Source organism: Arcobacter sp. L, assembly GCF_000284235.1.
GTDB classification, from domain to species: domain Bacteria; phylum Campylobacterota; class Campylobacteria; order Campylobacterales; family Arcobacteraceae; genus Aliarcobacter; species Aliarcobacter defluvii.
In genome coordinates this window covers 699,632-725,915 of sequence record NC_017192.1, presented here as the reverse complement: position 1 = coordinate 725,915, position 26,284 = coordinate 699,632, and the positions used below count along the sequence as shown (strand labels likewise).

Sequence of the window (26,284 nt, the reverse complement as noted above, 5' to 3'; positions counted from 1 at the left end):
CATCCTAAAACACCATTCCAGCTTGAATTAACAGCTTTGTATTTCCATGTGATGTTGTTTCACTTGATATTGCTTGTGAGTTTAAATTCCATGCCATTTGTGTTTTCAAAAAGAAATCTTTATAGTTTGAATAATATCCTATTCCTACATCTTGAAGAGTTGCTCTATCAAAGTTTGCATCTTGGCTTGAATCTTCCATATATACATTACCTACATCATAGAACAATCCTACTTTATGGGCATATTGATTTATATTTGGAAGTTGAGCGAATAATTCTGTATTAAAGATATATCCATTTTCTGCACTTTGTTCACTATCAGGATAAAGTTTTACCCCATAAGCTCCACCTAGGCTTAAGTCTTCACTACCATCTAGGTTTTTATTTCCCAATACTTTTTGAGCTGTTAGGTTTGTATTTAAAGAGAAAGTTTGATTTAGGTATAAAAAATTTGAAACATAGAAGTCTATTTTATTATATCTTCCTGTATCTACATTAGAATTATCTGAATTTAATCTTCCACTAGTTAGATTAAAATTAGAATCAAATCTAGAAGCTAGACCTAATAAAGAATAATCTTTCAAATAAGCCACAGAAGCTACAAATGATTTTATATTTTTATCTGCTGTTTTATCACTATCTTGATAATCATTCATATCTTTATTAGCAAACTTCAAAGATAAGTTTAGGTTTTCACTTTGAGTTCTTATTACTGGATAAGAAACTCCTAAATCAAAAATTTCAGAATCACCATCTGCGTTTAGATATTTATAATCTTTTGTTAAAGAGTAATCAGTTCTTGAGTAAGACATTTCACCTCTTAGACCATTTGAAGCCAAAGGAGCTGAATAAGCAATTTTACCATTTTTCAAATCTGCACCATTACTTACAAGACCAGAAACTGTTAATTTATCGCCTATATTAAAAGGAGAGTTTACATTTAGCAAAGCTTGAACTCTATTTCTTCCTGTATATTTACTTCCATAATTATCAGCAACCACATAACCATCTAGTCTATTTTGAGAAGTAGTTTCTATATCAAAATCGCTTGTTCCAACTTCAGCTCCTGGCATAAGTTCTGCTTTTGAAACCATTACACCTGGAGTATCATTTATAAGAAGCATACTTCTTTCTAAAGTTGAAGTAGCAATTACATTATCTTTTTTTGCTTCATCTAGCATATTTTGAACTACACTATCTTTTACTAAAGAAGTATTTTTTAGTTTAAACTCTCCATAATTTCCTTCAATGATAGAAATAATAATTACATTATCATTTTCTTGAATATTTTGAATAGGAAGATAAGCCCTTGCTACAAAGTATCCTTGTTTTCTATATTCTTTTGTAATAATAGAAGCTACTTCTTGAAGTTGAGAAAAAGTCAAATCTTTATTTATAAAAGAAGATATTAGACTTTTTAGTTCAGTTTCACTTATATGAATTGCATTTTCTATTTTAAAATCTTTTACAAAAATTGTTTTACCACTTTTATCATCAGACATCGGTTCTTTATATTTTTTTACACCATCAATATCCACCAAAGGAGTAACTTTTTTTGGCAAATCTTTTGGAGCTTGGATTTGTCTATTTACATCTCCTATATTTGGTGTTGCTCCTAAAAGTACGCTTGATGTTAGAAGTGAAATTGTTAATATTTTATTTACATTTTTCATTAGTTTGTTTCTCCTATTTGGTTATCTGGTGTTGTATCTGAGAGTAGTGTTAATCCTATTGGTAGTTTAACTCCTCCATTTATTATTCTAACATTTGAGTTTCTATCAACTATAATTCCTCCCTCATCTGGGTTCACACTTCCTATATTATTTACTTCTTGTCCATTATTTGTTTGAGTTGGATTAGTAGTAGAAGCAACAGGAGGGATAACGCCTCTATTTGGAACATTTACGCTTATTGTTTTATCTATATTATCTATGATTTTTGATAAATCTGGTGGCGTTGGAGTTGGTTCAGGATTTGGTGTTGGAGTTGGTTCAGGATTTGGTGTTGGAGTTGGTTCAGGATTTGGCGTTGGCGTATTTTTAGCAAGAATTGTTAATTCACCATCATTAAATGTTATTGCATAATTACCATTAGCTAAATCACCTTGAGTTATCTCATAAGTTCCCACATCACTTGATACAGTTGCAGTTGTATTTAAATTTCCAATTAAAATATCATTTCCAATTAATCCATTTACTACATAAGTTAAACTTGGATTATTTTCTCCTTGGGTTTTAGATTTATTTTCTGCGCTTACTGTTATTGCTTTTGGAGTGATTGTATATTTACCATTTGTGAAGGTAACTGTATAGTTTGAATTTGATAAAGTTGTATCTTGTGAAATTGTATATTCTCCTACATTTTCTCCTGATACTCTTTTTAAACTTCCACTTAAAGTATCATTTCCTACGAGGCCTGTTGTCGTATATGTTAAAGTTGAATCTGTTTGTCCATAGATTTTACTTAAATCATTTGCAGAAACTGTTATTGCTTTTGGAGTGATTGTATATTTTCCATTTGTGAATGTAATTGTATAGTTTGAGTTTGCTAAAGTTGTATCTTGAGAGATTACATATTCTCCTACATTTTCACCTGTTACTCTTTTTAAACTTCCACTTAATGTATCATTTCCTACTAATCCTGTTGCTGTATAAGTTAAACTTGCATCTGTTTGCCCATAGATTTTACTTAAATCATCTGCGCTTACTGTTATTGCTTTTTTTGCAATTGTTAATGTTCCATCTGTATTTCCAGAACTTGCAATATTTAAGAAATCATTTGTTGAAGCTACTTTTATATTCTCATAAGTAGCTGCATTTTTATATCCTGTTACATCTGTTTCATTTACTTGGAATTTATAAGTTCCATCTAAAAAGCTATAACCATTCCCAAAGATTGAAGTTGCTGTTGTATAAAAACTACTTAAGTTTTGTGTTAATCCATTATATTGCGAAGTTTTAGTTCCTAAATTATATGACAATGATAGGGGTGCTATTGCCCATACATATTTATCATTTACACTATCATATTTTAAAACTGGTGTTGAAGAAGTAACTGAACTATCTACTAATATATCCCAACCAGCATCACTAAAATATTTACCATAAGCCATTTGTGCTGTTGTTAGACCAGTAACTCCATTTACAGGATTACCATCAGAACCATTACCTCCTACACCATTAAAATTTGAAGTTTCATTGTTATAGAAAGAATCTTTAATTATTCCAGAATCAAGTCTACTAACTCCCACTAAACCACCTACATAAGAATGCCCTGTAATACTTCCTGTAAAATATGAATTTTCTATTGTCGATGATGAACTATTAGATCCAACTAAACCACCTGTAAAGAATGTACTTCCGATTCCAGTTACACTTCCACTTGCATAAGAGTTAGTGATATTTGAAAAATTAATGTTATTTCCAATTAAACCTCCTAGAGAGTTTTTACCACTTATACTTCCATTTGATGAATAAACATTTTTAACAATACTTTGTTTGTTGAGTCCAACTAATGCGCCTACATAGTCCTTCCCTGTTATAGTAGTGTTGATTAAACCTATATTTTTAATAGTTGATCCATTTGTCAATCCAAAAAGTCCAACATTATCCATATTTGGACGATTTATATAAAGAGAATCAATAGTATGACCAAGTCCATCAAAGTTTCCTGTAAATTGTGCTGAGCCATTTCCTAAACTATTCCAACCAGCTCCACCATTTGCAGTTGAACTTGCTAGATTTGTATAATCTGAAGTTGTATCACCAAGATTATTTAAAAGTTGGAAATAGTAGTTTTTAGTTAAAATATTACTATTATTGATATTTTGCAGTTGTGTCCAGTTTTTTATAGTATATGGATTTACACTTGTTCCTAATCCACTATTAAATAATAATACTACAGATTTATCTTCATCTCTTGTAACACCAATTAAATATGGAAGTTCTAATATCTCATATCCCTCTACACTACTTCCACCACTTGTTTTACTCCAAATAGTATTATCCCAAGTTCCACCAACTAAAGCTAAAATTTCTGCTTTTGTTTTTCCGTAAGAAGTATCAATCATAGAACTATCTGTATTTGTATCTTTATCATAGTATGAATTTTCAATGTATGGAGAACTACTTCCAACCAATCCTCCAACACCATGTCCTCCCTCTACTCTTCCACTAGCATATGAGTTTTTAATGGTTGAATCATTATTTCCAACCAATCCTCCTACATTAACAACTCCCTCTACTGTTCCACTAGCATATGAGTTTTCAATGCTTGAAGCCGCACCATTATATCCAACCAAACCTCCTACAGTAGTAGTTCCACTCACGGTTCCTGTTGCATAAGAGTTTTTAATGGTCGAAGCATCTCGATTAAATCCAACTAATCCTCCAACATACTCATTTCCCCTTACTGTTACATTTGAATAAGAGTCTTCAACTGTTGAGCCAAATAAAAAACCAACCAAACCTCCAACAATAGTATCTCCTGTAATCGTTCCTTTAATGCCTATATTACGAATAGTTGCCCCATTGGTATATCCAAAAAGACCTATATAATTGCTAGTTGGTCTATTAATATACAAATCTGAAATTGTGTGTCCAAGTCCATCAAAGTTTCCTTTAAATTGTGCTGAGCCATTTCCTAAAGGATTCCATCCAGCTCCACCATTTGCAGTTGAACTTGCTAGATTTGCATAATCTGAAGTTGTATCACCAAGATTATTTAAAAGTTGGAAATAGTAGTTTTTAGTTAAAATATTACTATTATTGATATTTTGCAGTTGTGTCCAGTTTGTGATTTTGTAAGCACTTTCTTCTGTTCCATATCCACTTTCAAAAAGTGTAGATGTGGGTGTTGCAAATGTTTTTAAAAGAGGCAAGCTAATACCACTATCAAAAATACCATATCCCACAATATCTGCCCCAGTTGTCACCCAAGCAGTATTTCCAGCAAATGCAGCTAAAATCTCTGCTTTTGTTCTCCCGTAAGGAGTATCATACATAAGTGCTGTATTTGTATCTTTGTCATAATATGAGTTTTCGATTATATTACTATTATTTCCAACCAAACCTCCCAAATAAGTATATCCACTCACTGTTCCACTAGCATATGAATATTTGATTTCTGAAAAATTAACACCAACCAAACCTCCGACATTGTTATTTCCATTCACTGTTACATTAGCATATGAGTTTTTGATTGTTAAATCATTCCATCCAACTAAACCTCCAATATAATTTCTTCCACTCACTGTTCCACTAACATATGAGTTTTTGATTGTTGAAGCAGTAGCACCAACCAAACCTCCGACAAAGTCATTTCCAATAATATTCACATTAATAAGCCCAACATTTTTTATGGTGCTTGAGGAATTGGTAGCGCCAAATAATCCAAGGTAATCAAATGAACTATTATTTATATAAAGTTTATCAATAGTATGTCCAAGTCCATCAAAATTTCCTGTGAATTTTGATGAGAAATTTCCTATTGGAGTCCAATTTGAAATACCACTTGCATCTACATCTGCACCTAAAACTGTATTTCCTGATAAAGACATACTTTGTACATCACTTGCTGTTGTTACAACTGTCCAAGAGGTCTCAGCTGAATCACTTGCTTTTTTTGTAAAGAAGTTTTGACCTGCACTTAGGTTTACTTTTGCATTTATATAATAATCTCCACTATCTCCATAATATAAAGCAAGTTTTCCATTGGTAGCACTTATTGCTTTATTGATATAAATATTATTATAAGCATCAAGGGTAAGTTTTGCGTTTGTTGTCCAATTAATCGTATCATTGATATAGATATTCCCCTCATCACTTCCTGTTTCATTATCTATTTTGATTAAAGTGTCTGTTCCATTTCCTAGTGCTGTTTCATAAGCTGTTGCATCATTTACTGTTATATTTGTTGGGTCTATTAACCAAGTTTTTGCTTTGATATTTGTATTTTTATCAATTGAAAATTTTTTCCCTGAAGTTTCAACAAAGCCATCTTTTGCTTTTATTGTTCCACCTACTTGAACTTCTCCACCATGGGCAAACAATTCTACTTTTCCTGTAACACCATCCAAAGAATTAGCTTCAAGAATCCCTGTATTATTTACTACACCTTTTAGTAGTTCATTTACAGCATTTGTACTTAGATAAATTTCTCCACCATTAGCAATAACAGTTCCTGAGTTTTCTACTAAAGCATCTAAAACACCTTTTTTTACACTAAGGCTTACAAGAGAGTTTCCATTTAAATTTAGGCTATATTTATCTGCACCTGATAAATATACTTTTCCTTTTACAGCTTTTATAGTTCCTGCATTTTTTACTTCATTTGAAGCTAGAACTACATAACCACTATTTGATACTTCTATTGTTCCTAGGTTTATAACACTAGCTTTTGAGTCACCTTTGAAGTTATAATTTCCAGCATTAAAATCTGCATCACTTAACTCTTTTGTAGTAGCTACTATTCCTGCGGTATTTACTTTTGCTGTTTTATTAAACAACACACCATTTGAGTTTAAAATCCAAACTTGTCCATTTGCGTTTAGTGCTCCATCTATTACTGATTTTTCATTACCTACAACTCTATTTAAAGTTATACTATTTTTATTTGGCTGATTAAAGTTTACTGTTTCATTTGATTTGATTGAAAAGTCTTGCCAGTTTATAGTGGCTTTATTAGAACTTTGGTTTATATTTGTGGTATTTCCACTTTGTGAAATATTTGCAGTTCCACTTGTTACAACTCCTGCTGTGGGAGAAGCAACACTCAAAGTTACACTTCCTAGAAGTGCAGACACCATTAGTGAAATTTTTCCACCTTTTAGGATTCTAAATCTTGAGCTAAAATCTGATTTAAATTTCATTATATCTCCCTATGTTTATTTCTATAAATAATTATAGAATCGGGAAATTAGAATGGTGTTAGAAATTTATTATTTTTAATAATCTTTTAGAATGTAACCTATATTTATACTATTTTCTACTTCTATATTTGGTAGTTTTTTTCTTATTCTATACACAAGTTCTCTTAGTGAACTAGCCTTGTTTGATGTATCAATATTCCAAAGATGGTTTATTAAAATTTCATGGGGAATATGATTGTTTTTATTTTGAAGTAATAACTCAAAACATTGTAATTCTTTTTTTGTAAGTTTTATTAAATTATTATTTTCTTTTACAGTTTTATTTATCACATCATATTTGTAAGTAGCTATTGTTATATAATCATCATTTTTTATTTCTATTTTTGTATTTGATTCGCAAACCATTAAGATAGCTTCTAAATCCTCTTTTGATATGGGCTTAATCAAATATCCATTTGGTTTTGATAGTTTTGCCATTTGTAAAGTTTGGGTATCTTTATATGAAGTAATAAATACAATTTTTATAGTTTTATTTATCTCTCTTAATTTTGTAGCAATTTGAGTTCCATCTAATGGGCCTTTTATTAAAATATCCATAAAAACTAAATCAATGTTCTCTTTTTCTATAACTTCAAAAAAACCTAGATAGCTATTAAATGTGGCTTTTACTGTATGTCCTTTTTTTTCTAAGGAGTCCTTTAAAAACATCATCATAATTGCTTCATCTTCTAAAATAATAATATTCACTTTTAATCTCTTTATTTATTCTTCTATCTTATTATTATATCATACAAAAAAATTCAGAAGGATTATCTTGAAAATATATTATTTAATAATTTTATTTATTGGATTTTCTTCTGCTTTTGCAACAGAGATAAATTTATCAAATGAGAACTCATCTTATGAAGGAGAAAAGATAAGTTATTTCGAAGATAAAAACTCATCTTACGATATAAATAAAATAAAAGAGTTAGATAATAAAAGCTTTATAAAAGAAAATAAAAAAGTTTTTTTAACATTTTTTACACAATCAACTTATTGGCTTAAATTTGATGTAATAAATGAAACAAATAATAAATTAGAAAGATATTTTGTATTTGATACACCTTGGATAGATACTATTAATATTTATATATATGATGAGCAAAATAGCTTGACAACTTATAAATTAGGTACATTATTACCCTTTAAAGAAAGATCAATGAAAATTAATCTTCTAAATCAAATTCACAACTTTTCCAATGGTAAATCAACTGTATATTTACAGATAAAAACAAGAGATCCTTTTATTATACCTTTTTCAATTTTAAGTGAAAAGAATTTTTATGAAAAAATAATTGATATGGATTTGATAGTAATAAGTACTTATAGTATTGTTTCTGCAATTTTAATTTTTAATTTTCTGATATTTGTTATTGCAAGATATAAGCCATATTTTTATTACTCTTTATATTTATTGTCCTATCTTATAGCAAGTTTAAGTTATGATAGCCATACTTTTAAGTATATACTCTATGACTATCCAAATACTCAAAACTGGATGCAATCTATTACTATACTTTTTTATTTGATTTTTAGTTTATTATTTGCTAAATCATTCTTAGAGTTAAAAGATAGCTTTCCTAAAATAGATAAATATACAAACTATATTTTAGTTATTCATATTGGAATATGTATTCTTACGACTATTTTAGGCTATGAATATACTATTTTTTATGCCTCTTGCATTACTCCATTATTTAGTATATACATGTTATTCTTGGGGCTTTATTCATTTATAAGAGGAAGTAAAAAAGCAATATTTTTCACTTTAGCAACTATTTTTGGTTGTATTGGTGCTTTTTTGACATCTTCTATTGCAGCTTCTTTAATAGCTTATAATTGGTATTTATTTAAAGGAGTTGATATTGGAATAACGATAGATTCTATTCTTTTTTCTATAGCTTTAGCATATAGATATACTTCATTAAATCTTATTTTAGAAAAAACTAAAAATGAAGTAACTCAACTAAATATAAATTTAGAAAAAAAAGTTGATGAAAGAACAAAAGAGTTAGATATACAAGTGAAAAATAAAACAGTATTATTAAAAGAGTTATCTCATAGAATTAAAAACAATTTGCAAATAATAAGTGCCTTGTTATATATGGATAAGGACAAATTACTTAATGAAAAAGATAAAGATATTTTAGATGAAAACATAAAAAGAATCAAGTCAATATCTATATTGTATGAAAACTTTTTAGAAATAGAAAATCCAAATAAAATTGAACTAAAAAAGTATATTAAAGAAATTGTATCTGAAATTAAAAATAGTTACTCTTCTTTAAATATTTCATATGATTTAAATATTCACAAAATTTTATTGAATCAAAATAGTCTAATCCCAATAGGACTTGTAATGAATGAGCTAATATTAAATAGTGTTAAATATGCTTTTAAAGAAATACCTAATCCCCAAATTAGTATCTACTTTTTTAAAGATGATAAAAATATAAATTTTATATATAAAGATAATGGTATTGGTGCAAGTATTGATAAAGTAGAAAGTGGTTTTGGATTTAGTCTTATTAAAACTCTTATCTCATTTCAATTAAATGGAAAAATTAATTGTAGAAATAATGAAGGATTGGAATACAATATTATACTTCCTAAAGATTCATTTCTTAATGAAAAAGTTTTATAATAAGTATCCCTCTTTCTTGATTTAATAATTTTTTATAAAATAACATCCAAAACTTTTTTGGCAAGATTTAAAGCTTTTGTTCTATGTGAAAACTCTTTTTTTGCTTCATAACCTAACTCTCCTAAAGTTTTTTCAAAACCATTTGGAATAAACATTGGGTCGTATCCAAAACCACCCTCACCTAACTCTTTATTTATCACATCTCCATGCATCCAACCGTGAACTGTATAAACATTATTTTGATAAACTATAGCTATACAAGCTGTGTAAAAAGCTGGTGTTCTTTCTAAATTTATTTTGTTAAGATTCTCTATTAATTTTGCATTATTTGATTTATCTGTTGCGTTAACTCCTGAATATCTTGCACTATAAACGCCAGGTTCATTATTTAAAACTGGAACACTAATACCTGAATCATCAGAAATCACTATCATATCTCTATATCCATTTTTATAAAGCTCATCATAAATTGTTTGAGCTTTTTTTATAGCATTTCCTTTAAAAGTGTCTTTATCTTCTTCTATTTCAATTTGACCTAAAATTTCACTAAATGCAATTACTTCATCATTTGGCATAAGTTTTTCAAACTCTGCTATTTTTCCCTTATTTGCTGATGCTATTATTATTTTCACATATATCCTTTTAACCTGTTATTAACTAATATTAACTATAATCTGCAAAAATTATATTATGTTTAGGATTATATATGATTAAATCAGTTTTGCCGCTTAGTGTAATTATTGCTCTAAGATTTTTCGGTCTATTTTTAGTTCTACCTATTATTTCAGTTTATGCAATAAATTTAGAAGGTGCAACGCCTACATTAGTAGGTATTGTAATTGGTGGTTATGCTTTAACTCAAATGATTTTTCAAGTTCCATTTGGAGTAATAAGTGATAAATTAGGAAGAAAAGGTACTATTATTATGGGATTATTGCTTTTTGCAATAGGTTCTTTAATTTGTGCTATTTCAACTGATATTTATACACTATTATTTGGAAGATTACTTCAAGGTGCTGGTGCTATTGGAGCAGTTGTAACTGCAACGATTAGTGACTTAGTAAAAGAAGAGCAAAGACCTAAAGCTATGGCTTTAATGGGTTCATCTATTGCTATTGCTTTTGCTGTTTCAATGATTGCAGGTCCTACAATTGGAGCTGCTTATGGTGTTCATTCTTTATTTTATATAACTATGATTATAGCCTTAGGTTCAATTTTTGTATTAATAAAAATGGTTCCAAACCCTCCTCATATAACTCACACTTATAACAAAAAAGCAAATTTAGGTGAGATTTTAGGAAATACAAACTTAATCAAAATGAACATTACAAACTTTTTACAAAAAGGATTAATGACTTTTGCTTTTATGATTATTCCTATTACTTTGATAAATCATTTTGGTTGGACAATGGGAGAACTTTGGAAAGTTTATCTTCCGGCAATGATTTGTGGAGTTATTGCTATGGGTCCTGCTGCTGTTATTGCAGAAAAAAAAGGAAAATTTAAAGAAATATTAATTATTGGAATAATCTTTTTTGCTATATCTTATTTAGTAATCGGATTTAGTTCAAATGCTACTATTTTTGTTGTTGGTGTTGTTATATTTTTCATTGGATTTAATATGCATGAACCAATTATGCAATCACTTGCATCTAAATTTGCTAAAGTTCATCAAAGAGGTTTAGTTTTAGGGATTTTCAATTCAGCTGGTTATTTAGGAACGTTCCTTGGTGGTATGATTGGAGGAATGTTTTATAAAAATGTAACTCTATCTACTTTAGTTGTTACTATTGCCGTAGTGTGTATTTTATGGGCTATTTTAATCTTAACTATGCCAAATCCAGCTAAAAAAAGATTTGTTTATCTATCTTTAGATGAATATCATTTGGAAAATAGTGCAAATCTAAATCATACAGCAATTGATGAATGGTATATAAATAATACTGAAAATATAATTGCAATAAAATATGATAATGAAAAAATCAATGAAGATGAGATAAAAAATCTTCTAAAATAACCTCTTTTATTTTAATCAAAGATTAGCTACTATATAAGATAAAAAAGGAGATAAGATGCAAAAAATGTTATTCATTTCAATTTTTCTTATCTCTTTATTATCTTTATTTGTAACTGCTTCAAAAACATTCAATATTGATTCTTCTCAGCTTAATTCAATAGAAAAAAAATATGGTTCAAATGCTAAACAAAGAGTTGAATTATGGGATTCGATGATTGAGTCTTCAAAAAATGAATCTGTTTTAAATAAACTAAAAAATGTTAATGATTTTTTTAATAAACTAACTTATAGAACAGATTTAGCACAATGGCATAAAAAAGATTATTGGGCAACACCTATTGAATTCATGGGTGTTGGAGCTGGAGATTGTGAAGATTATGCCATTGCAAAATATTTTTCACTAATAAAACTTGGCATTCCTGATGAAAAACTAAGAATTACCTATGTTACTTATTCAAAAGCAAATAGTAAATATGACCAAGCACATATGGTTTTAACTTATTATCATAAAACAGGAGCAGATCCTGTTGTTTTAGATAATATCAATAAATCTTTACAATTAGCAACAAAAAGACCCGATTTAAAACCAGTTTATAGTTTTAATGCAACTGGATTATGGCAAGCACAAACAAAAGGTGAAAGAAAAATGGGAAGTAATAATCTTAAATCATGGAAAGATTTAATGAGTAGATTTTAAAAAAGGAACAAAAAATGTCTTTATCTAAACAGCTATATATAATCATATCAATAATATTTTTTATGATTTTTACAGGTAATTTTATAATTAGTGTTAAAAATACAAAAGAGTATTTAGAATCTGAATCTTTAACAAAAGCACAAGATACTGCTACTTCTTTAGGAATGAGTTTAAAAAATCTATTAAAAGATAAAACAAACCCCGAAATAGAATCAGTAATAAATGCTATTGCAAATAGAGGATTTTACAAAGAAATAAGATTAGAAGATGCCTTATTTACGATTAAAGAGAGTGATATAATAAAAGCTTCAAAAGATTTAGATGATTCAATTTGGGAAATTTCAAATTTAACAATAGATGAAAAAGTTGGTAAAATCGAATTAAATACTGTAAGTGATGATTTTGAAAAAGAGTTGTTAGCTTTAGAAAATCCTGAATTAGACACAAAAATTTCAGATATAAAAAAGACTCCTAGCGAGAATATTTATAATTTTATTCCAAAAATAAAAACAGATGGAGAACTTACTCTAACTTTTAATTTTACTGCGACAAATCAATTTGGTAAAAAAATAGATACAAGTTCAACAATAACTTTAAATAAAATCTTAGTTCAAGTAACTCGTGACATAAAATTTGATTCTGTTCCTCAATGGTTTATAAAATTAATTCCAATTGATTTAGAAGAACAATCAAGTGAAATAAATAATGGTTGGCAAACAACTGCAATTATATATGTTAGCGCAAATCCTGGAGAAGCTTACGATAAACTTTATGAACAAGCGAAAAGTGCTATTATTTACGCAATTATTGCATTTATTGTTGCTATTGCTATTTTATTTATATTTGTTCAATATTTATTAAAACCTCTAAAAAAACTTGAAAAATTAGCCAATAGTATTGCAAGTGGAAAATTTGGAAAAATTGACAAACTTCCTTGGACAACTGAAATAAAAGCTGTTGCAATTGCTTTCAATGATATGTCTAGTAAAATTGAAGCTATTATAAATAGACTAAATTTAACTTTGGAAAATCTTACAAAGAAATTATCTTTAGATGAATTAACAGGATTATCTTTAAAACCAAGTTTTGAAACTGATATGAAACATATGTTTATTCATAAATCAAATGGTTATATTTTTGTAATTAAAATTTTTGATTTAGCTTCTTTTGCCAAAGCTCACACAAACTCAGAAGTAAATAACTTCATAAAAAAATTTGCAAAAATTCTTGCGACTACAAAATTAAATGACAAGTCAAAAATAACTGCATATAGATTTTTTGGTTCAGAATTTGCTTTAATTGCTGAAACATTCAGCTATGAAGATGCTGTTAATTTTACAAAATTATTACAAAAAAGTTTTGAAGAATTATCTTTTGAATTTAATAAAAAAGATATTATGCACATTGGAGCAACTCCTTTTAATCCAATAGGTACAACTCCTGAAATTTTACAAAGTGCAAATCAAGCATATGAAAAAGCAACAGTTATTGGACCAAATGAGTTTTTTATAACAGATAAAAATGAATTAGTAAAAGATATGGAAAGTTGGAGAGAACTTGTTTTTGATATTATCAATAATTCAAAATTTGAAGTTAGATATATAGGTGATTGTAGAAGACTTGATGAATCAAACGATAAAACTGTAATGCAAGAAGCATTTACAAGTATCAAAGATAAAGAAGATAACAATATACCAATAGGAACATTTGTTTCTATCGCTGAGAAATATGAAAAAATTGTTGACTTTGATAAAAAAGTTACTCAAAAAGTAATAAATCACATTTTAATTAACAATGTAAAACATGATATTTCAATCAACTTATCGCTAGAATCAATAAACAATACAGCATTTATAGCTTGGTTAGAGAAAATATTACTTGAAAATAAAAATATTGCATCTCAACTTGTATTTAGTGCAACTGCTTATGCTGTTGCAAAAGATGTAGATAAATTCAAATTCTTTGCAGATGAAATGCACCAATGTGGAGCAAAAATTATTATAAAAAGATTTGAAACTAAATTTATACCACTAAATAACATTAAAGATTTCAATTTAGATTATATAAGACTTGCAAGAGATTATACAAGTGAAATATCAAATGATTATTCTAAACAAAGTTTCGTTGAATCAATCTCAGAATTAGCAACTCTTTTAAATATCAAAGTATTTGCTGAAAATGTACAAAAAGATGAAGATTTAGAATTTATCAAAAAACATAACTTATATGCTGCAAGTAGATAAATTCTACTTGCCACATAAAAATCAATCTACAAAATAAAAATAAAACTTTTTAAAGCTGTCATACTCATCTCATAAGGTTCGATATTCATCTTTTTTAGACTAAATTCCACATTTGTTATTATCTTAGACATCACTATCTCAAAAGAGAAGTTTGAAGAGTCAAAAACTGTTTCTTTATTTGCTTTTATATAAAGTAAATCGTTTATAATATTGTAATCACCTTGATATTTTTTTGCTAATTCTAATTGCCAATTATTTTGCCAAGTATTAAATAAATACTCATTTTTATCATCTTTTGAAGTTCTTATTTTCCATCTTACAATTTGTAAATATTCATAAAGTTTTGTCATATCTTCTTGGTTGTATGAAATAGCTGAAAATTGATAATTTTTATTCATTTCATATGCTTTATAAATCATTTTGTAAATACCTAAAATCAAAAGATCATTTCTATTTTGGATTTTTTGTGTTGAAAAAGCATAATAAAAATATTCATTTGGTTTTTCTAAAACTTTTCCATCTTGAACTAAATTTATAAAATTCTTTTTAGTTCTAATTTCTTGAATTATGCTACTTTGAAGATTTTTATTATAAGCATTTGGATTTCGTAAGTCTAACTTCTTTTTATAACTAATAAGCTCTTTTAAAATCTCATTTTTAAACTCATCTATTTGTGTTGCTGAATTTGTTTGAGCTGCACTTTTTATAGAATTTTGATCTAATGTACAAGCTTGTATAAAAAAGGTTACAAATAATAAAAAAATGATTTGAATTTTTTTTGTCATATTTTCTCCTTCTTAATACTCTTGATTGTATCTTTTTAAAAGTAAAATAAATTTTAAAAAAATTACTATTTGAAATTTTAGATTAAATACTATATAGTTCATTAATTTTTAATAAGGGATAATATGGCTATAGAGATTAATCAAACTGTTAAAATAATGTTTGAAGTAAAAATAGATGGTGTAATAGTTGATGGAAGTAGAAGCAATAAACCATTTGAATTTCAGTTTGGTACAGGTCAAGTAATCGCTGGACTTGAAAAAAGAATAATAAATATGAAAGCAGGAGAAATTGCAGATATTTTTGTTCCAGCATCTGAAGCTTATGGAGAATATGACCCAGCAGGAATTCAAACACTTCCAATAGAGCAATTTGCAGGAATTGAAAATTTAAAAGTTGGTATGCAAATTCAAGCTCAAGATGAAAATGACCAACCAATTCAATTTATTGTAAAAGAGATTGGAGAAAAAGAAATAACAGTTGATTTTAATCATCCGCTAGCTGGAAAAGATTTAGAATATAAAATAAAAATTGACTCACTTCTATAAAATAAAAAGATTTTATCTTTTTATTTTATAATCTTATTGCAATATTTCTTGAACTCTTCCAACTTGTCCATCTTGAAGTCGTACTTTTATTCCATGTGGATGAGTAGGTGAATTTGTAAGTATGTTTTTTACAATACCCGTTGTAAGTTTTCCTGTTCTTTGGTCTTCTTTTAAAACAATATTTACTTTTAAACCTGCTTTAATATTTATTCTTTTTTTACCGTCAAGCATATTTTTCCTTAGTTAATGATAATCTATTGTACTAGATTTAAAGTATATAAACAAGGAAATATAGAAAATAACAAGTTTTTTAGTGAAAATATCTTAAGATATTTTCGAAATATAATAAGGGACAATAAATGCCAAAAATAGTTAATTCTAATGAAAAAATTGATTTTATATGTGAAAAAGCATATGAAGAATTTATAAACAATGGAGTAAACAATTTTTCTTTAAATAAATTTATTGAATCTTTAAATATGTCAAAGGGACAGTTTTATCATTACTTTAAAACAAAAGAAGAATTAATTTTTGAAGTAATTGACAAAAAAAGTGAGAAATTTTTTGTTGATACTGAAAAAGAAATAGCAGAAGCTCAAACATTTTCTGAGAAACTTTTAGCTCTTTTTTCTTTTTATTTGGTTTTATCAGACCCTGAAAATAAATCTTTTGATAAATTTATGAAAGATACATTTTATATGTATTTAAATATTGAAAATGAATTTATAAAACAAAAAAATACAGAGTGTTACAATTATTTATTTAGTGCTACAAATGAAATCTTTGATGAAATGATTGCAAAAAAAACTTTGAATGAAAATGCTAGAAAATTTATTCCAAGTTTAATCGCAACTGCAGATGGAATGTATCTACAGTCTATAATTTTAGAAAATTATGACTTGAAAAAAAATCTAATAGATTATATTAGAATGTTAGAAGATTTACTAAAAAAATAAGAAAGAAAAGATTTATTTTCTTTCTTTATAATTTATTTTTTTGGGGCTAAATTTTCTATATAAAACTACTGCTATGATGCAAGTAATAAATTCAGCCATTGGTATTGCCATAAATATTCCATTTTTATCAAATAAAATTGGTAAAGAAAATACAAAAAATACAGGAAAAATAAAACTTCTAGACAATGCAATAATCATTGATGCTAAAGGTTTATGAATTGCTGTTAAATAAGCTGAAATTACAAGATTAATACCATCAAAAAGAAAGATTATCCATATAAATGTAGCAAAATTTAAAACTAATTGTTTGGTTTTATAATTAGTGTCTTCTAAAAAAATATTTGCCAAATTATCTGGTATAAATAGAATCAATATTATCATTATAAAACCGACTAAACTTGTACTTATAAAAGCAAATTTTAAAAATTCTTCTATTCTTTTACTCTGTTTTGCACCAAAATTTTTGCTGATAATTGGTTGCAAAGAATCACTTATTCCAAAACTTATCATTATTCCAATAAATAATAGATATTCAATAACAGTAAATGCAGCTATTCCTTCTACACCAAAATTCTTTATCATAATATAATTAAAAATCAAAGTCATTATTCCTATTGAAATTTCATTTACAAACTCTGAAGATCCATTGTAAGAGGCTTTTATAATTTGAATATAACTTCCAATTGGCTTTACAAATCTAAGTGTTGCTTTTTTTGAAAAAAAATGAGGCAATAAAATAAATATTAAAGCAAGTTGGGAAATACCAGTAGCTAACGCTGCTCCAAAAATACCTTTTTGTAAATATACAATCATAAACCAATCTAATATAAAATTTATAAGAGCACTTGCAAGTAAAGCTATAAAAGCAAGATTTGGTCTGTTATCTATTCTTACAAAATAATCTAAAACAACTCCAATCATCAAAAAAGGAATAAAATACAACATAACCGATAGATACTCTATTGCAATTTTTGTTAAGTTGTCATCTGCACCAAAAAGATATAAAACAGTTTCTATATTAAAAAATAAAAGGCTACAAGTTATAAAACTAAAAAGAGTTATACAAACTATAGTTTTACTAAAAATTATAGAAGCATTTTTTATATTTCTTTCTCCTATAAGTTTTCCTGAAACTACACTACTTCCAATTGCTAACATTAAAGCAAAACCAAATAGGAAAGAAAAAATTGGTAAACTTATATTAATTGCAGCTAGTCCAAAATCCCCAACATAATTTCCTATAAAAAATCCATCAACAATATTTGCTGATGAAATAGCCAACATTCCTAACACAGAAGGTATTGAATATTGGAAAAAAATAGATAATATTTTATCTTTTGTTACGTTCATGATATTTCTTTTTAATAATTCTTAAATTTAAAAAATACTTTATTAATTTTGTTTTAAAAATTGTAATTGATTATAAAATTTTTAGGATCTAATACTCATATGTATTATGTAAGTTTTATTTTTCTTTATTCAAAATTATATAAATTTATTTTTATAAACTAGTGGTCTAATTTTATCAAAAGAAAACTTTTTTTTAAATAAACTAGTAGTTTATTTAGTTTGATTCTTTACAATTTACTTTATGATTAAAAAAAGAAGTGAGACAAAATAGCTTTAAATTTTTAATATTAAAAAAGCCCCATCAAAAAATTGACGGAGCTTTTAAAAATCAAATCCAAAATTTTTTATTAACTTAAAGATTTTAACTCAGCTTCAATTTTTTCAAGTCTAGTTTTTACTTCTTCTAAAGCTTTTCTATTTTCTGCAATAACTGCTTCAGGTGCATTTGCTACAAATCTTTCATTTGATAACATACCATTTAGTTTATCAAACTCTTTTTGAGCTTTTTCTTGTTGTTTAGTTAATTTATCAATGATTGGTTTCATATCAATTTCACTTGTTGGAAGATATACCTCTAAGTTATTTGAAACGTCAGTTATACTATTTTCAACTTTTGCATCTACAAACTCAATATCTTCAACTTTTGCAAGTTTTTCAATAAATGGTTTAGCAACTGCTGTATCTATTTTTTTATCAAGTTTGATATACGCTTTTGCAATTTTTGAGTTACCCATATCAATAATAACTTTTGCTCTTCTAATAGCTGTGATTGCTTCTTCGATGATTGCAAACATCTCTTCAATTTTTTCATCTTTTTTTACATCTTTAGGGAAGTTCATAATCATAAGTGAATCACCCTCTTCTAAAGTTGTTCCACTTAATTTATGATATAAATAATCAGAAATAAATGGCATAAATGGAGAAACCATTTTTAAAGTCTCTTTGAAAATTGCTCCAAGTTCAACTATACTATCTTTTGAAGCTTTTGAGTACTCAATTCCCCAGTCACAGAATTCAGTCCATACAAATCTATATAAAACTGAAGCTGCTTCATTGAATTTATATGACTCTAATGCACCTCTTACTTCATCAATAGCATCACTTAGTTTACTTTGCATATAAAGTCCAAGTGGTGTTTTAATTTCGATATCTTTTAAATCAGGGAAAGTATCAACATTTAATGCCAAGAAATTAGATGCATTATAAAGTTTATTTGTAAAGTTTCTAAATTGCTCTAAATTTTTTGCACCAAGTTTTATATCTCTTCCTTGAACGGCTAAGTACGCAAGAGTAAATCTGATGATATCAGCACTGTGCTCTTCAACCATATCAAGTGGGTCGATTACATTTCCTTTTGATTTAGACATTTTTGCACCATGTTCATCACGTACAAGTGCGTGCATATAAATATCTTTAAATGGCAATTCACCCCTAAAGTGTTCACCCATCATCATCATTCTAGCAACCCAGAAAAACATAATATCAAATCCAGTAATTAATAAAGAGTTTGGATAAAAATCTTTTAAATCACTTTCATTAAATGTATTAGTCATTTTTCCATTGTTTCCCCAACCAAGTGGTGAAAATGCCCAAAGTGCAGAACTAAACCAAGTATCTAATACATCTGGATCCTGAGTGAAATTTTTGCTTGAGCAATGAGGACAAGCTTCTGGAACATCCGCTTTATCAGCCCATTGATGACCACAATCTTCACAATTAAATACAGGTATTCTATGTCCCCACCATAATTGTCTTGAAATACACCAATCTCTTAATTCATCCATCCAAGCTCTATATGAATTTAACCAATGACTAGGATGGAATTTTGCTTCACCAGCATACGTTTTTTCTATTGATTTTTTTGCAACTTCACTTCTTACAAACCACTGTTTAGAAATATACGGTTCAACAATATTTTTACATCTATAACAATGTCCTACTTGATGAACATGCTCTTCGATTTTTACGATAAATCCTTCATCTTGAAGTTTTTTTACTATCAAAGGTCTTGCTTCTAATCTTTCAAGTCCAGCAAACTCTCCACAATAATCATTTAAAATACCTTTTTCATCAAAACAAGTAATAAACTCTAAATCATGTCTTTTCCCTACTTCGTAGTCATTTTGGTCATGAGCTGGTGTAACTTTTACAACACCTGTTCCAAATTCCATATCAACATGTTCATCTGTAATTACTTTAATTTTTCTGTCAGTTAATGGTAAAATTACTTCTTTCCCAACTATAGAAGAATATCTTTCATCATTTGGATGAACCATTATAGCTGTATCTCCAAAATATGTTTCAGGTCTAGTTGTTGCAACTGTTACAAATCCGCTACCATCTGCAAAATGATAATTCATATGATAAAATTTACCTTGAACTTCGTCATGTTCAACTTCAATATCAGATAATGCACCATCATGTGTACACCAATTAACCATATAGTTATTTTGAACTATCATACCTTCATTGTATAGATGAACAAAAGCCTCTTTAACAGCTTCTTTAAGTCCTTCATCCATAGTAAATCGCTCTCTAGACCAAGCTGGACTTACTCCTAACTTTCTCATTTGATGAACAATTGTACCACCTGAATACTCTTTCCATTTCCAAACTCTTTCTAAAAACTTTTCTCGTCCTAGTTCTTCTTTTGTAGTACCTTCTGCTAGAAGTTGTTTTTCAACAACATTTTGTGTTGCAATTCCCGCATGGTCAGTTCCTGGTTGCCAAAGAGTTTTGAAACCATCCATTCTTTTATATCTTGTAATAATATCTTGTAAAGTAAATGTTAATGCATGACCAATATGTAAACTACCTGTTACATTTGGTGGTGGCATCATAATAGCAAAAGTTTTTTCCTTACCTTCACTATCTTTGGCTTGAATAGATTTATTTCCATCTATTTCAAAATATCCTCTGCTTTCCCAAATCTTATAAAAACTATCTTCTACCTTTGATGGTTCATATTTTTCGCTCATTAAATATCCTATAATTTTCTTAAATATACGCGATTATATCAACTTTTTACTTAGGTTGTTATTTTGCTAATTTTTTATTTATGATTTAATTATTAGTTTTTATAATATCTTGTGATATAATATTTTTGATTACATATTAATTATTAAGGAGAGCGAATGATTAAAATAATTTTAGGAAGTTTTGTTTTAGCATCATCAATTTTTGCAGTTGATTTACAATCAAGTGGTGTTGAAGTTACTTATAAAAATTCAAATGATGAAGATAAAACAATTACTATAAAAAGAGAAAAACCTGAAGAGTGTAAAGATGTAAAATTTGATCCAAAAACTGTTTATGGTGGGAAAGGTCAAGCAGCAGAAAATATAAATGCTAATTGTAAAAGATCATTTGTAACATATTTTGGAAAAATTTCACCTATAAAATATTCTGACAAAGTAGAAACTTATGGTGAAGTTGAAGTTTTAGACTTTATTGAAAAAGCAAAAACAAATAAAAATATGATGCTTGTTGACTCAAGAACTGAAAATTGGTTTTATCATGAAACAATTCCAACAGCAGTAAATGTTCCATATATTTATTTAAAACAATCTCAATATCCTGACGAATTTGAAGAATATTTAGGAATATTAGGAGTAAAAAAAGTAGATGGAAAATATGATTTTTCAAATGCTAAAGAAATCTTAATGTTTTGTAATGGAGCTTGGTGTGGACAATCACCTGAATCTATGAAAGCATTGACAGCTATTGGTTATCCTGAAGAAAAACTAAAATGGTACAGAGGTGGAATGCAATCTTGGTTAAGCTTTGGGCTTACTACTGTAAAACCTTAATAAAATTGGAGTTTTCTCCAATTTTATTCAAAAATTCTTTCAAATATTTCAACTAAACTTTCATCTATTTTTTCAGATTTTGATTCTTTTTTCATCAATTCTATAGCACCTAAATGATTATATGAATTTCTGTAAACTCTATCTTCTCTCAATGAATTATATATTACTAAACAGGCTAATAACCTATCTTTTAGACTTAAATCTTTACCATCCAAACTATAAATATATCCACTTCCATCTAATCTTTCTTGTACTTTTATAGACAAAGATAAAATATCATTAAATCCCATAATTGAACCTAATATTCTTTTTGTGTGATATGGATATGATTTTATTATTTCAAACTCTTCAAAAGACAATTTCTCTTTTTTATTTAAGATAGAACTTGGTATCAACATCTTTCCTATATTTTGTAAAGATGTTGCTATTAAAAATATTTGTTTATCTTTATGTTCAAAATTAAATTCATCAGCTATTTTTGAAGCTCTTTGTATGATTATCGAATTTTTATTCTCTAGCTTATGAAAAATTGTTGTCAGATTTAAAATTTCTTCAAAATCTAAAACAGTTGTAAAGTCATGTAAAGATGAATAAATATACATCAAAATCTCATTTTCATATTGTAAATCCAACCAAAAAGATATTTGCGATGAAACAAATAAAAAATTATCTATTAAATCTTTTGAAAAATTTTCTTTATTCTCTTTTGCAAATTCTATTGCTTTAAATCTATTTTCTATTTGATTATTCCCCAAATTAAACATCTTGTCTAATTTTGAAGAAAATTCAATAATTTCTTTTATCAAACTATCTTCTAAAAACTCTTTTGTATTTAAAAAAGGAATTTTTTCTAACTCTTTTTTTTCTAAATTATAAATCAATGATAAAGAACATAAATCTGCCATCATTTTAGGTTCAAGATTAAATTTTGCACCTAAATTTAAAGCTATATATGTAACTCTTTTAAAATGATTTAATGGTGTTCCCTCTAAATCAAACTCTTTATAATCTAAAACTGCACTCATTGATAAAAGGAAATTATTTAGGTTAAATACCATTTGTTTTTTCTTATCCATATCCATCCTATTTGATTAAAATTAAAACTATTACTTATATAAAAGTGATATTACAATATAATTTTTGATTATAAAATAAAAAAGGAGTTTTATGTTTAAAAATATTCTATTTTCACTTTTACTATCAATATATGCTTTTGCATTTGATTATAATTTAAAACCTATAAAAGTATCTTCTGATATTTGGTGTTTTTTTGGAAAACTTGAAGCACCAACAAAAGAAAATGGTGGTTTTATGTCAAATAGTTGTTATATTAAAACAAATAAAAGTTATGTTTTGATTGATTCAGGAGCTAGTTATGATTTCGCAAATCAAGCTTATAAAGCTATGGAAAAAATAGAAAAACTACCAGTTAATACAGTAATTACAACTCATGCTCATGATGACCATTGGTTAGGAAATAATTTTTACAAAGAAAAGTTTAATGCAAAAATTTATGGTCCAGCTCTTATAAATAAAGAATTTAATACAAATTCAGAAATAAGAGGAGTAAAAGTCCTTTCAGAAGAGAATAAAAAAAATACAAAATTTGTAGCTATTGATGAAATCATAAATGAAACTAAAACTTTAGATATAGATGGTAAAGAAATAATAGTTATTCCAACGGGAGTAAAAGCTCATACATCAGATGATTTATTTGTTTATTTACCAAATGATAAAGTTTTATTTTCAGGTGATATTGTAATGAATGGAAGAGTTACATCAAATAGAGATGGTTCTGTTATTGGTTCATTAAAAGCACTTGAGATGATAAATTCAAAAAAATGGGATGTTTTAGTGCCTGGTCATGGAGTTGATACTTCAAAAACAGCAGCAGATGAAACAATAAAATATTTTACTTTATTAAAACAAAGAGTTCTTGAAGCTATTGAAAATGAAGTTACAGGAAATGATATAACAAAAATTGTAACAATGGAAGAGTTCAAAAACAAAGCTTTATATGATGAATTAAATAGTAAAAATGTTTTTGATGCATTTAGAGAATTAGAATTTTACGAGGAGAATTAATCTCCTCTTTTCTTTCTTGTTTCACTATGTGAAACTAAAAAAAACTAACTTTTAAATAAATATTATTTTAATACAACTTCCTATAAAATCTTTGCTAATTTAAAAATTTAAGGAGAACTTATGTCAAAAAAAATTTTAATATTAGCAGGTGATTTTGTAGAAGATTATGAACTAATGGTTCCTTTTCAATGTCTAAAAATGTTAGGTTATAGTGTTGATGTTGTTTGTCCTAATAAAAAAGCAAATGAGCAAATAAAAACTGCAATTCATGATTTTGAAGGTGATCAAACTTATACAGAAAAACCAGGTCATAACTTCACTTTAAATGCTTCATTTGATGAAGTTGATGAATCAACTTATGATGCGCTACTTATTCCAGGTGGTAGAGCTCCTGAATATATTAGATTAAATCCTAGAGTTATTGAAATTGTTCAAAATTTCAACAAAGCAAATAAACCAATTGCATCTGTTTGCCATGGTATTTTAGTTTTAGCAGCTGCTGGAATTATCGCAAATAAAACTTGTTCTTGTTATCCAGCTTGTGCACCTGATGTTGGTTTAAGTGGTGGTAAATGGGCAGATATTGGATTTGAAAGAGCAATAGTTGATGGAAACTTAGTTACAGCTGCTGCTTGGCCTGCACATCCTGAATGGTTAGCAAAATTTAATGAGTTATTAACAAAATAATTTTATGCCAAATCAATTAAAATCTTTATCAAAGGGTTTAAATGTTTATAGGTTTATCATAGATTATGGTAAACCTATTTTAGCAGTTACTTTATGTGAAAAATTAAATATTGACAAAAGTACAATGTCTAGAATTTTAAAAACTTTAAAAGAAGAAGATTTTATCTCATATTTAGAAAATTCAAATGAAATCATCGCAAATGATTTATCTAATAAAACAAATCAATCTACAAAAATTGAACTACTTATAAAAGCAACTAAATTTTTACTTGAAGAAATTTCTACAAAAACAAATGAATGTGCATATTTAGGTATTTTTGATGATTATAAAATCTCTTATATAAATCAAATTGATTTATCAAATCAAAAATTAAAAACTAGAAATAACATAGGTATCAAAACAAATCTACATACAAGTGCTTTAGGAAAATCTATTTTAGCTTTTGGAAATTATGATTTAGAAAAAATTAAATTTAATCAATATACAACAAATACTATTACAGATATAAAAACACTAAACAATGAATTAAGTATGATAAAAAACAAAGGTTTTGCTATTGATAATAAAGAGTACCAAGATGGAATGTCTTGTGTTGCCGTTCCACTTTTTAATAAAGAAAATATTTTAATAGGTGCAGTTGGAATATCAGGAAATTCATCTAGATTAAAAGATAATAAACTAAATGAAATTGGAGAACTTATCTCAGATATTGTCTCAAAATATTCAATAGTTTATTAACTTTTATTTTATTTAGTCTGCAACAATTTCTTCTATTGCATCTTTTGATTCAGTTGTCATATCTAAATCAATATGTGGTGCATCTACTGCTTCCACAAGTTTTACATCAAAACCTTTTTCTTTTGCTAATTTATAAAAATCTTTTGTAACTTCTGGTTTTGAAATATCATCTGCTGTTCCATAAACAAGTACAAACTTAGTATTTTTAGATACATTATCTAAAACATCAACAATTGAAATTAAACCTTTTTCTTTACTTTTTTCATGTACATTATAAACTCCACCAGCACAAACAATATTGTTTATTAAATCAGGTTTTATTCCAGTTAAAGTTGCACCCATCATACAACCAGCACTATGACCTATATATGTAAGTTTATTTGCTTGATATTTTTCTTTTAAAGCTTCAACTAATGAACCTAAAAATTCAACATACTCTTTTTTAGCAGCTAAATTTTCTACACCATCATGAGATAATGAAGTAAATTTATTTGTAGAGCTTCCTGAATACCCTGGAAGTGCAACTGCAATTGTAGTTATATCTGTTCTCATTGCTAAATCTTCTGCAAAAGGAGCATAACGAGCAAGTGTATCAGTTCCATCTTTCCAAGTTCCATGAACTATGATATTTAAAGCACTTTCTTCTTCACCTGAAAATTTTTTATATTGGATACATTCATTTCCTGCAAATATAAAATTTTCACCTTTTTTAGAACATTCATCTTCTGTGATTTTTGCTGCATTCAAAGACAAATTTGAAACCAAAAGTAAACTTGATAATATTAAAGCTTTTTTAAACATTTTATTCTCCTTTGTT

At 27.2% G+C, this 26,284-nt stretch carries 20 protein-coding genes; 10 read left to right on the top strand and 10 right to left on the bottom strand.

The genetic code is table 11. The features are described from left to right. Window positions 1-4: 4 nt before the first annotated feature. The 3 genes from ABLL_RS03660 to ABLL_RS03650 all read right to left on the bottom strand — a co-directional run bounded on the left by ABLL_RS03660 (window position 5) and on the right by ABLL_RS03650 (window position 7,614). On the bottom strand, window positions 5-1,672 hold the full coding sequence (locus ABLL_RS03660) for a ShlB/FhaC/HecB family hemolysin secretion/activation protein (protein ID WP_014473430.1): 1,668 nt from the start codon (window positions 1,670-1,672) through the stop codon (window positions 5-7). Next, on the bottom strand, window positions 1,672-6,867 hold the full coding sequence (locus ABLL_RS03655; protein WP_014473429.1) for an MBG domain-containing protein: 5,196 nt from the start codon (window positions 6,865-6,867) through the stop codon (window positions 1,672-1,674). The genes ABLL_RS03660 and ABLL_RS03655 overlap by 1 nt, the downstream gene beginning before the upstream one ends. Before the next feature lie 75 nt (window positions 6,868-6,942). Further along, window positions 6,943-7,614 carry a response regulator gene (locus tag ABLL_RS03650; protein WP_014473428.1) on the bottom strand — a complete coding sequence of 224 codons (672 nt, stop codon included), beginning with the start codon at window positions 7,612-7,614 and terminating at the stop codon, window positions 6,943-6,945. A gap of 67 nt (window positions 7,615-7,681) precedes the next feature. Here ABLL_RS03650 and ABLL_RS03645 point away from each other — a divergent pair, with 67 nt between their 5' ends. Next, on the top strand, window positions 7,682-9,553 hold the full coding sequence (locus ABLL_RS03645; protein ID WP_014473427.1) for a 7TM diverse intracellular signaling domain-containing protein: 1,872 nt from the start codon (window positions 7,682-7,684) through the stop codon (window positions 9,551-9,553). A gap of 32 nt (window positions 9,554-9,585) precedes the next feature. Here ABLL_RS03645 and ABLL_RS03640 read toward each other — a convergent pair whose 3' ends face one another. Next, complete coding sequence (locus tag ABLL_RS03640; RefSeq protein WP_014473426.1) at window positions 9,586-10,185, bottom strand: non-canonical purine NTP pyrophosphatase; 600 nt, start codon at window positions 10,183-10,185, stop codon at window positions 9,586-9,588. Between the two features lie 74 nt (window positions 10,186-10,259). Between ABLL_RS03640 and ABLL_RS03635 the strand changes: the two genes are divergently transcribed. Genes ABLL_RS03635 through ABLL_RS03625 form a run of 3 tightly spaced genes read left to right on the top strand, consistent with a single transcriptional unit; the run spans window position 10,260 to window position 14,510 of the window. Beyond that, a complete protein-coding gene (locus ABLL_RS03635; RefSeq protein ID WP_014473425.1) occupies window positions 10,260-11,570 on the top strand; it encodes an MFS transporter in 1,311 nt (436 codons plus the stop codon). A 55-nt stretch (window positions 11,571-11,625) separates the two neighbouring features. Further along, a complete protein-coding gene (locus tag ABLL_RS03630) occupies window positions 11,626-12,267 on the top strand; it encodes a transglutaminase-like cysteine peptidase (RefSeq protein WP_014473424.1) in 642 nt (213 codons plus the stop codon). Window positions 12,268-12,281: 14 nt separating this feature from the next. Next, window positions 12,282-14,510, top strand: coding sequence for an EAL domain-containing protein (locus ABLL_RS03625; protein WP_014473423.1), 2,229 nt, complete (start codon window positions 12,282-12,284; stop codon window positions 14,508-14,510). Between the two features lie 26 nt (window positions 14,511-14,536). On the opposite strand, the gene ABLL_RS03620 is transcribed toward ABLL_RS03625, so the two are convergent. Beyond that, window positions 14,537-15,295, bottom strand: coding sequence for a hypothetical protein (locus tag ABLL_RS03620; protein ID WP_014473422.1), 759 nt, complete (start codon window positions 15,293-15,295; stop codon window positions 14,537-14,539). A gap of 123 nt (window positions 15,296-15,418) precedes the next feature. Here ABLL_RS03620 and ABLL_RS03615 point away from each other — a divergent pair, with 123 nt between their 5' ends. Then, window positions 15,419-15,841 (top strand): peptidylprolyl isomerase, encoded by a 423-nt coding sequence (locus tag ABLL_RS03615; RefSeq protein ID WP_014473421.1) that lies wholly within the window; start codon window positions 15,419-15,421, stop codon window positions 15,839-15,841. A 33-nt stretch (window positions 15,842-15,874) separates the two neighbouring features. On the opposite strand, the gene ABLL_RS03610 is transcribed toward ABLL_RS03615, so the two are convergent. Then, window positions 15,875-16,072: a YwbE family protein gene (locus tag ABLL_RS03610; protein ID WP_014473420.1), complete on the bottom strand. Its 198-nt coding sequence runs from the start codon at window positions 16,070-16,072 to the stop codon at window positions 15,875-15,877. A 128-nt stretch (window positions 16,073-16,200) separates the two neighbouring features. Between ABLL_RS03610 and ABLL_RS03605 the strand changes: the two genes are divergently transcribed. Beyond that, window positions 16,201-16,797 carry a TetR/AcrR family transcriptional regulator gene (locus tag ABLL_RS03605; protein WP_014473419.1) on the top strand — a complete coding sequence of 199 codons (597 nt, stop codon included), beginning with the start codon at window positions 16,201-16,203 and terminating at the stop codon, window positions 16,795-16,797. 12 nt (window positions 16,798-16,809) lie between these two features. Here ABLL_RS03605 and ABLL_RS03600 read toward each other — a convergent pair whose 3' ends face one another. Both ABLL_RS03600 and ABLL_RS03595 read right to left on the bottom strand, forming a co-directional pair. Then, window positions 16,810-18,147 carry an MATE family efflux transporter gene (locus tag ABLL_RS03600; protein WP_014473418.1) on the bottom strand — a complete coding sequence of 446 codons (1,338 nt, stop codon included), beginning with the start codon at window positions 18,145-18,147 and terminating at the stop codon, window positions 16,810-16,812. Window positions 18,148-18,494: 347 nt separating this feature from the next. After that, window positions 18,495-21,125, bottom strand: a complete 2,631-nt coding sequence (locus ABLL_RS03595) for a valine--tRNA ligase (protein WP_014473417.1) — start codon at window positions 21,123-21,125, stop codon at window positions 18,495-18,497. Between the two features lie 156 nt (window positions 21,126-21,281). Between ABLL_RS03595 and ABLL_RS03590 the strand changes: the two genes are divergently transcribed. Further along, the gene (locus tag ABLL_RS03590; protein ID WP_014473416.1) at window positions 21,282-21,956 is read left to right on the top strand and encodes a rhodanese-like domain-containing protein; all 675 of its coding nucleotides are present in this window, start codon (window positions 21,282-21,284) and stop codon (window positions 21,954-21,956) included. 23 nt (window positions 21,957-21,979) lie between these two features. Here ABLL_RS03590 and ABLL_RS03585 read toward each other — a convergent pair whose 3' ends face one another. Further along, window positions 21,980-23,032 (bottom strand): HD-GYP domain-containing protein, encoded by a 1,053-nt coding sequence (locus ABLL_RS03585; protein ID WP_014473415.1) that lies wholly within the window; start codon window positions 23,030-23,032, stop codon window positions 21,980-21,982. 91 nt (window positions 23,033-23,123) lie between these two features. Here ABLL_RS03585 and ABLL_RS03580 point away from each other — a divergent pair, with 91 nt between their 5' ends. The 3 genes from ABLL_RS03580 (at window position 23,124) to ABLL_RS03570 (ending at window position 25,467) form a co-directional block, all read left to right on the top strand. After that, window positions 23,124-24,041, top strand: a complete 918-nt coding sequence (locus tag ABLL_RS03580) for an MBL fold metallo-hydrolase (protein ID WP_014473414.1) — start codon at window positions 23,124-23,126, stop codon at window positions 24,039-24,041. Window positions 24,042-24,161: 120 nt separating this feature from the next. Continuing rightward, window positions 24,162-24,728 carry a DJ-1/PfpI family protein gene (locus ABLL_RS03575; RefSeq protein WP_014473413.1) on the top strand — a complete coding sequence of 189 codons (567 nt, stop codon included), beginning with the start codon at window positions 24,162-24,164 and terminating at the stop codon, window positions 24,726-24,728. 4 nt (window positions 24,729-24,732) lie between these two features. Further along, window positions 24,733-25,467, top strand: coding sequence for an IclR family transcriptional regulator (locus tag ABLL_RS03570; RefSeq protein ID WP_014473412.1), 735 nt, complete (start codon window positions 24,733-24,735; stop codon window positions 25,465-25,467). Between the two features lie 12 nt (window positions 25,468-25,479). Here ABLL_RS03570 and ABLL_RS03565 read toward each other — a convergent pair whose 3' ends face one another. Further along, window positions 25,480-26,268: an alpha/beta fold hydrolase gene (locus tag ABLL_RS03565; protein WP_014473411.1), complete on the bottom strand. Its 789-nt coding sequence runs from the start codon at window positions 26,266-26,268 to the stop codon at window positions 25,480-25,482. Window positions 26,269-26,284 lie beyond the last annotated feature (16 nt).

Coding starts and splice junctions, on each gene's coding strand:
- ABLL_RS03660 (WP_014473430.1), bottom strand. CDS start 1,672: ATGAAAAATGTAAATAAAATATTAACAATTTCACTTCTAACATCAAGC.
- ABLL_RS03655 (WP_014473429.1), bottom strand. CDS start 6,867: ATGAAATTTAAATCAGATTTTAGCTCAAGATTTAGAATCCTAAAAGGT.
- ABLL_RS03635 (WP_014473425.1), top strand. CDS start 10,260: ATGATTAAATCAGTTTTGCCGCTTAGTGTAATTATTGCTCTAAGATTT.
- ABLL_RS03630 (WP_014473424.1), top strand. CDS start 11,626: ATGCAAAAAATGTTATTCATTTCAATTTTTCTTATCTCTTTATTATCT.
- ABLL_RS03625 (WP_014473423.1), top strand. CDS start 12,282: ATGTCTTTATCTAAACAGCTATATATAATCATATCAATAATATTTTTT.
- ABLL_RS03620 (WP_014473422.1), bottom strand. CDS start 15,295: ATGACAAAAAAAATTCAAATCATTTTTTTATTATTTGTAACCTTTTTT.
- ABLL_RS03615 (WP_014473421.1), top strand. CDS start 15,419: ATGGCTATAGAGATTAATCAAACTGTTAAAATAATGTTTGAAGTAAAA.
- ABLL_RS03610 (WP_014473420.1), bottom strand. CDS start 16,072: ATGCTTGACGGTAAAAAAAGAATAAATATTAAAGCAGGTTTAAAAGTA.
- ABLL_RS03605 (WP_014473419.1), top strand. CDS start 16,201: ATGCCAAAAATAGTTAATTCTAATGAAAAAATTGATTTTATATGTGAA.
- ABLL_RS03600 (WP_014473418.1), bottom strand. CDS start 18,147: ATGAACGTAACAAAAGATAAAATATTATCTATTTTTTTCCAATATTCA.
- ABLL_RS03595 (WP_014473417.1), bottom strand. CDS start 21,125: ATGAGCGAAAAATATGAACCATCAAAGGTAGAAGATAGTTTTTATAAG.
- ABLL_RS03590 (WP_014473416.1), top strand. CDS start 21,282: ATGATTAAAATAATTTTAGGAAGTTTTGTTTTAGCATCATCAATTTTT.
- ABLL_RS03585 (WP_014473415.1), bottom strand. CDS start 23,032: ATGGATAAGAAAAAACAAATGGTATTTAACCTAAATAATTTCCTTTTA.
- ABLL_RS03580 (WP_014473414.1), top strand. CDS start 23,124: ATGTTTAAAAATATTCTATTTTCACTTTTACTATCAATATATGCTTTT.
- ABLL_RS03575 (WP_014473413.1), top strand. CDS start 24,162: ATGTCAAAAAAAATTTTAATATTAGCAGGTGATTTTGTAGAAGATTAT.
- ABLL_RS03570 (WP_014473412.1), top strand. CDS start 24,733: ATGCCAAATCAATTAAAATCTTTATCAAAGGGTTTAAATGTTTATAGG.
- ABLL_RS03565 (WP_014473411.1), bottom strand. CDS start 26,268: ATGTTTAAAAAAGCTTTAATATTATCAAGTTTACTTTTGGTTTCAAAT.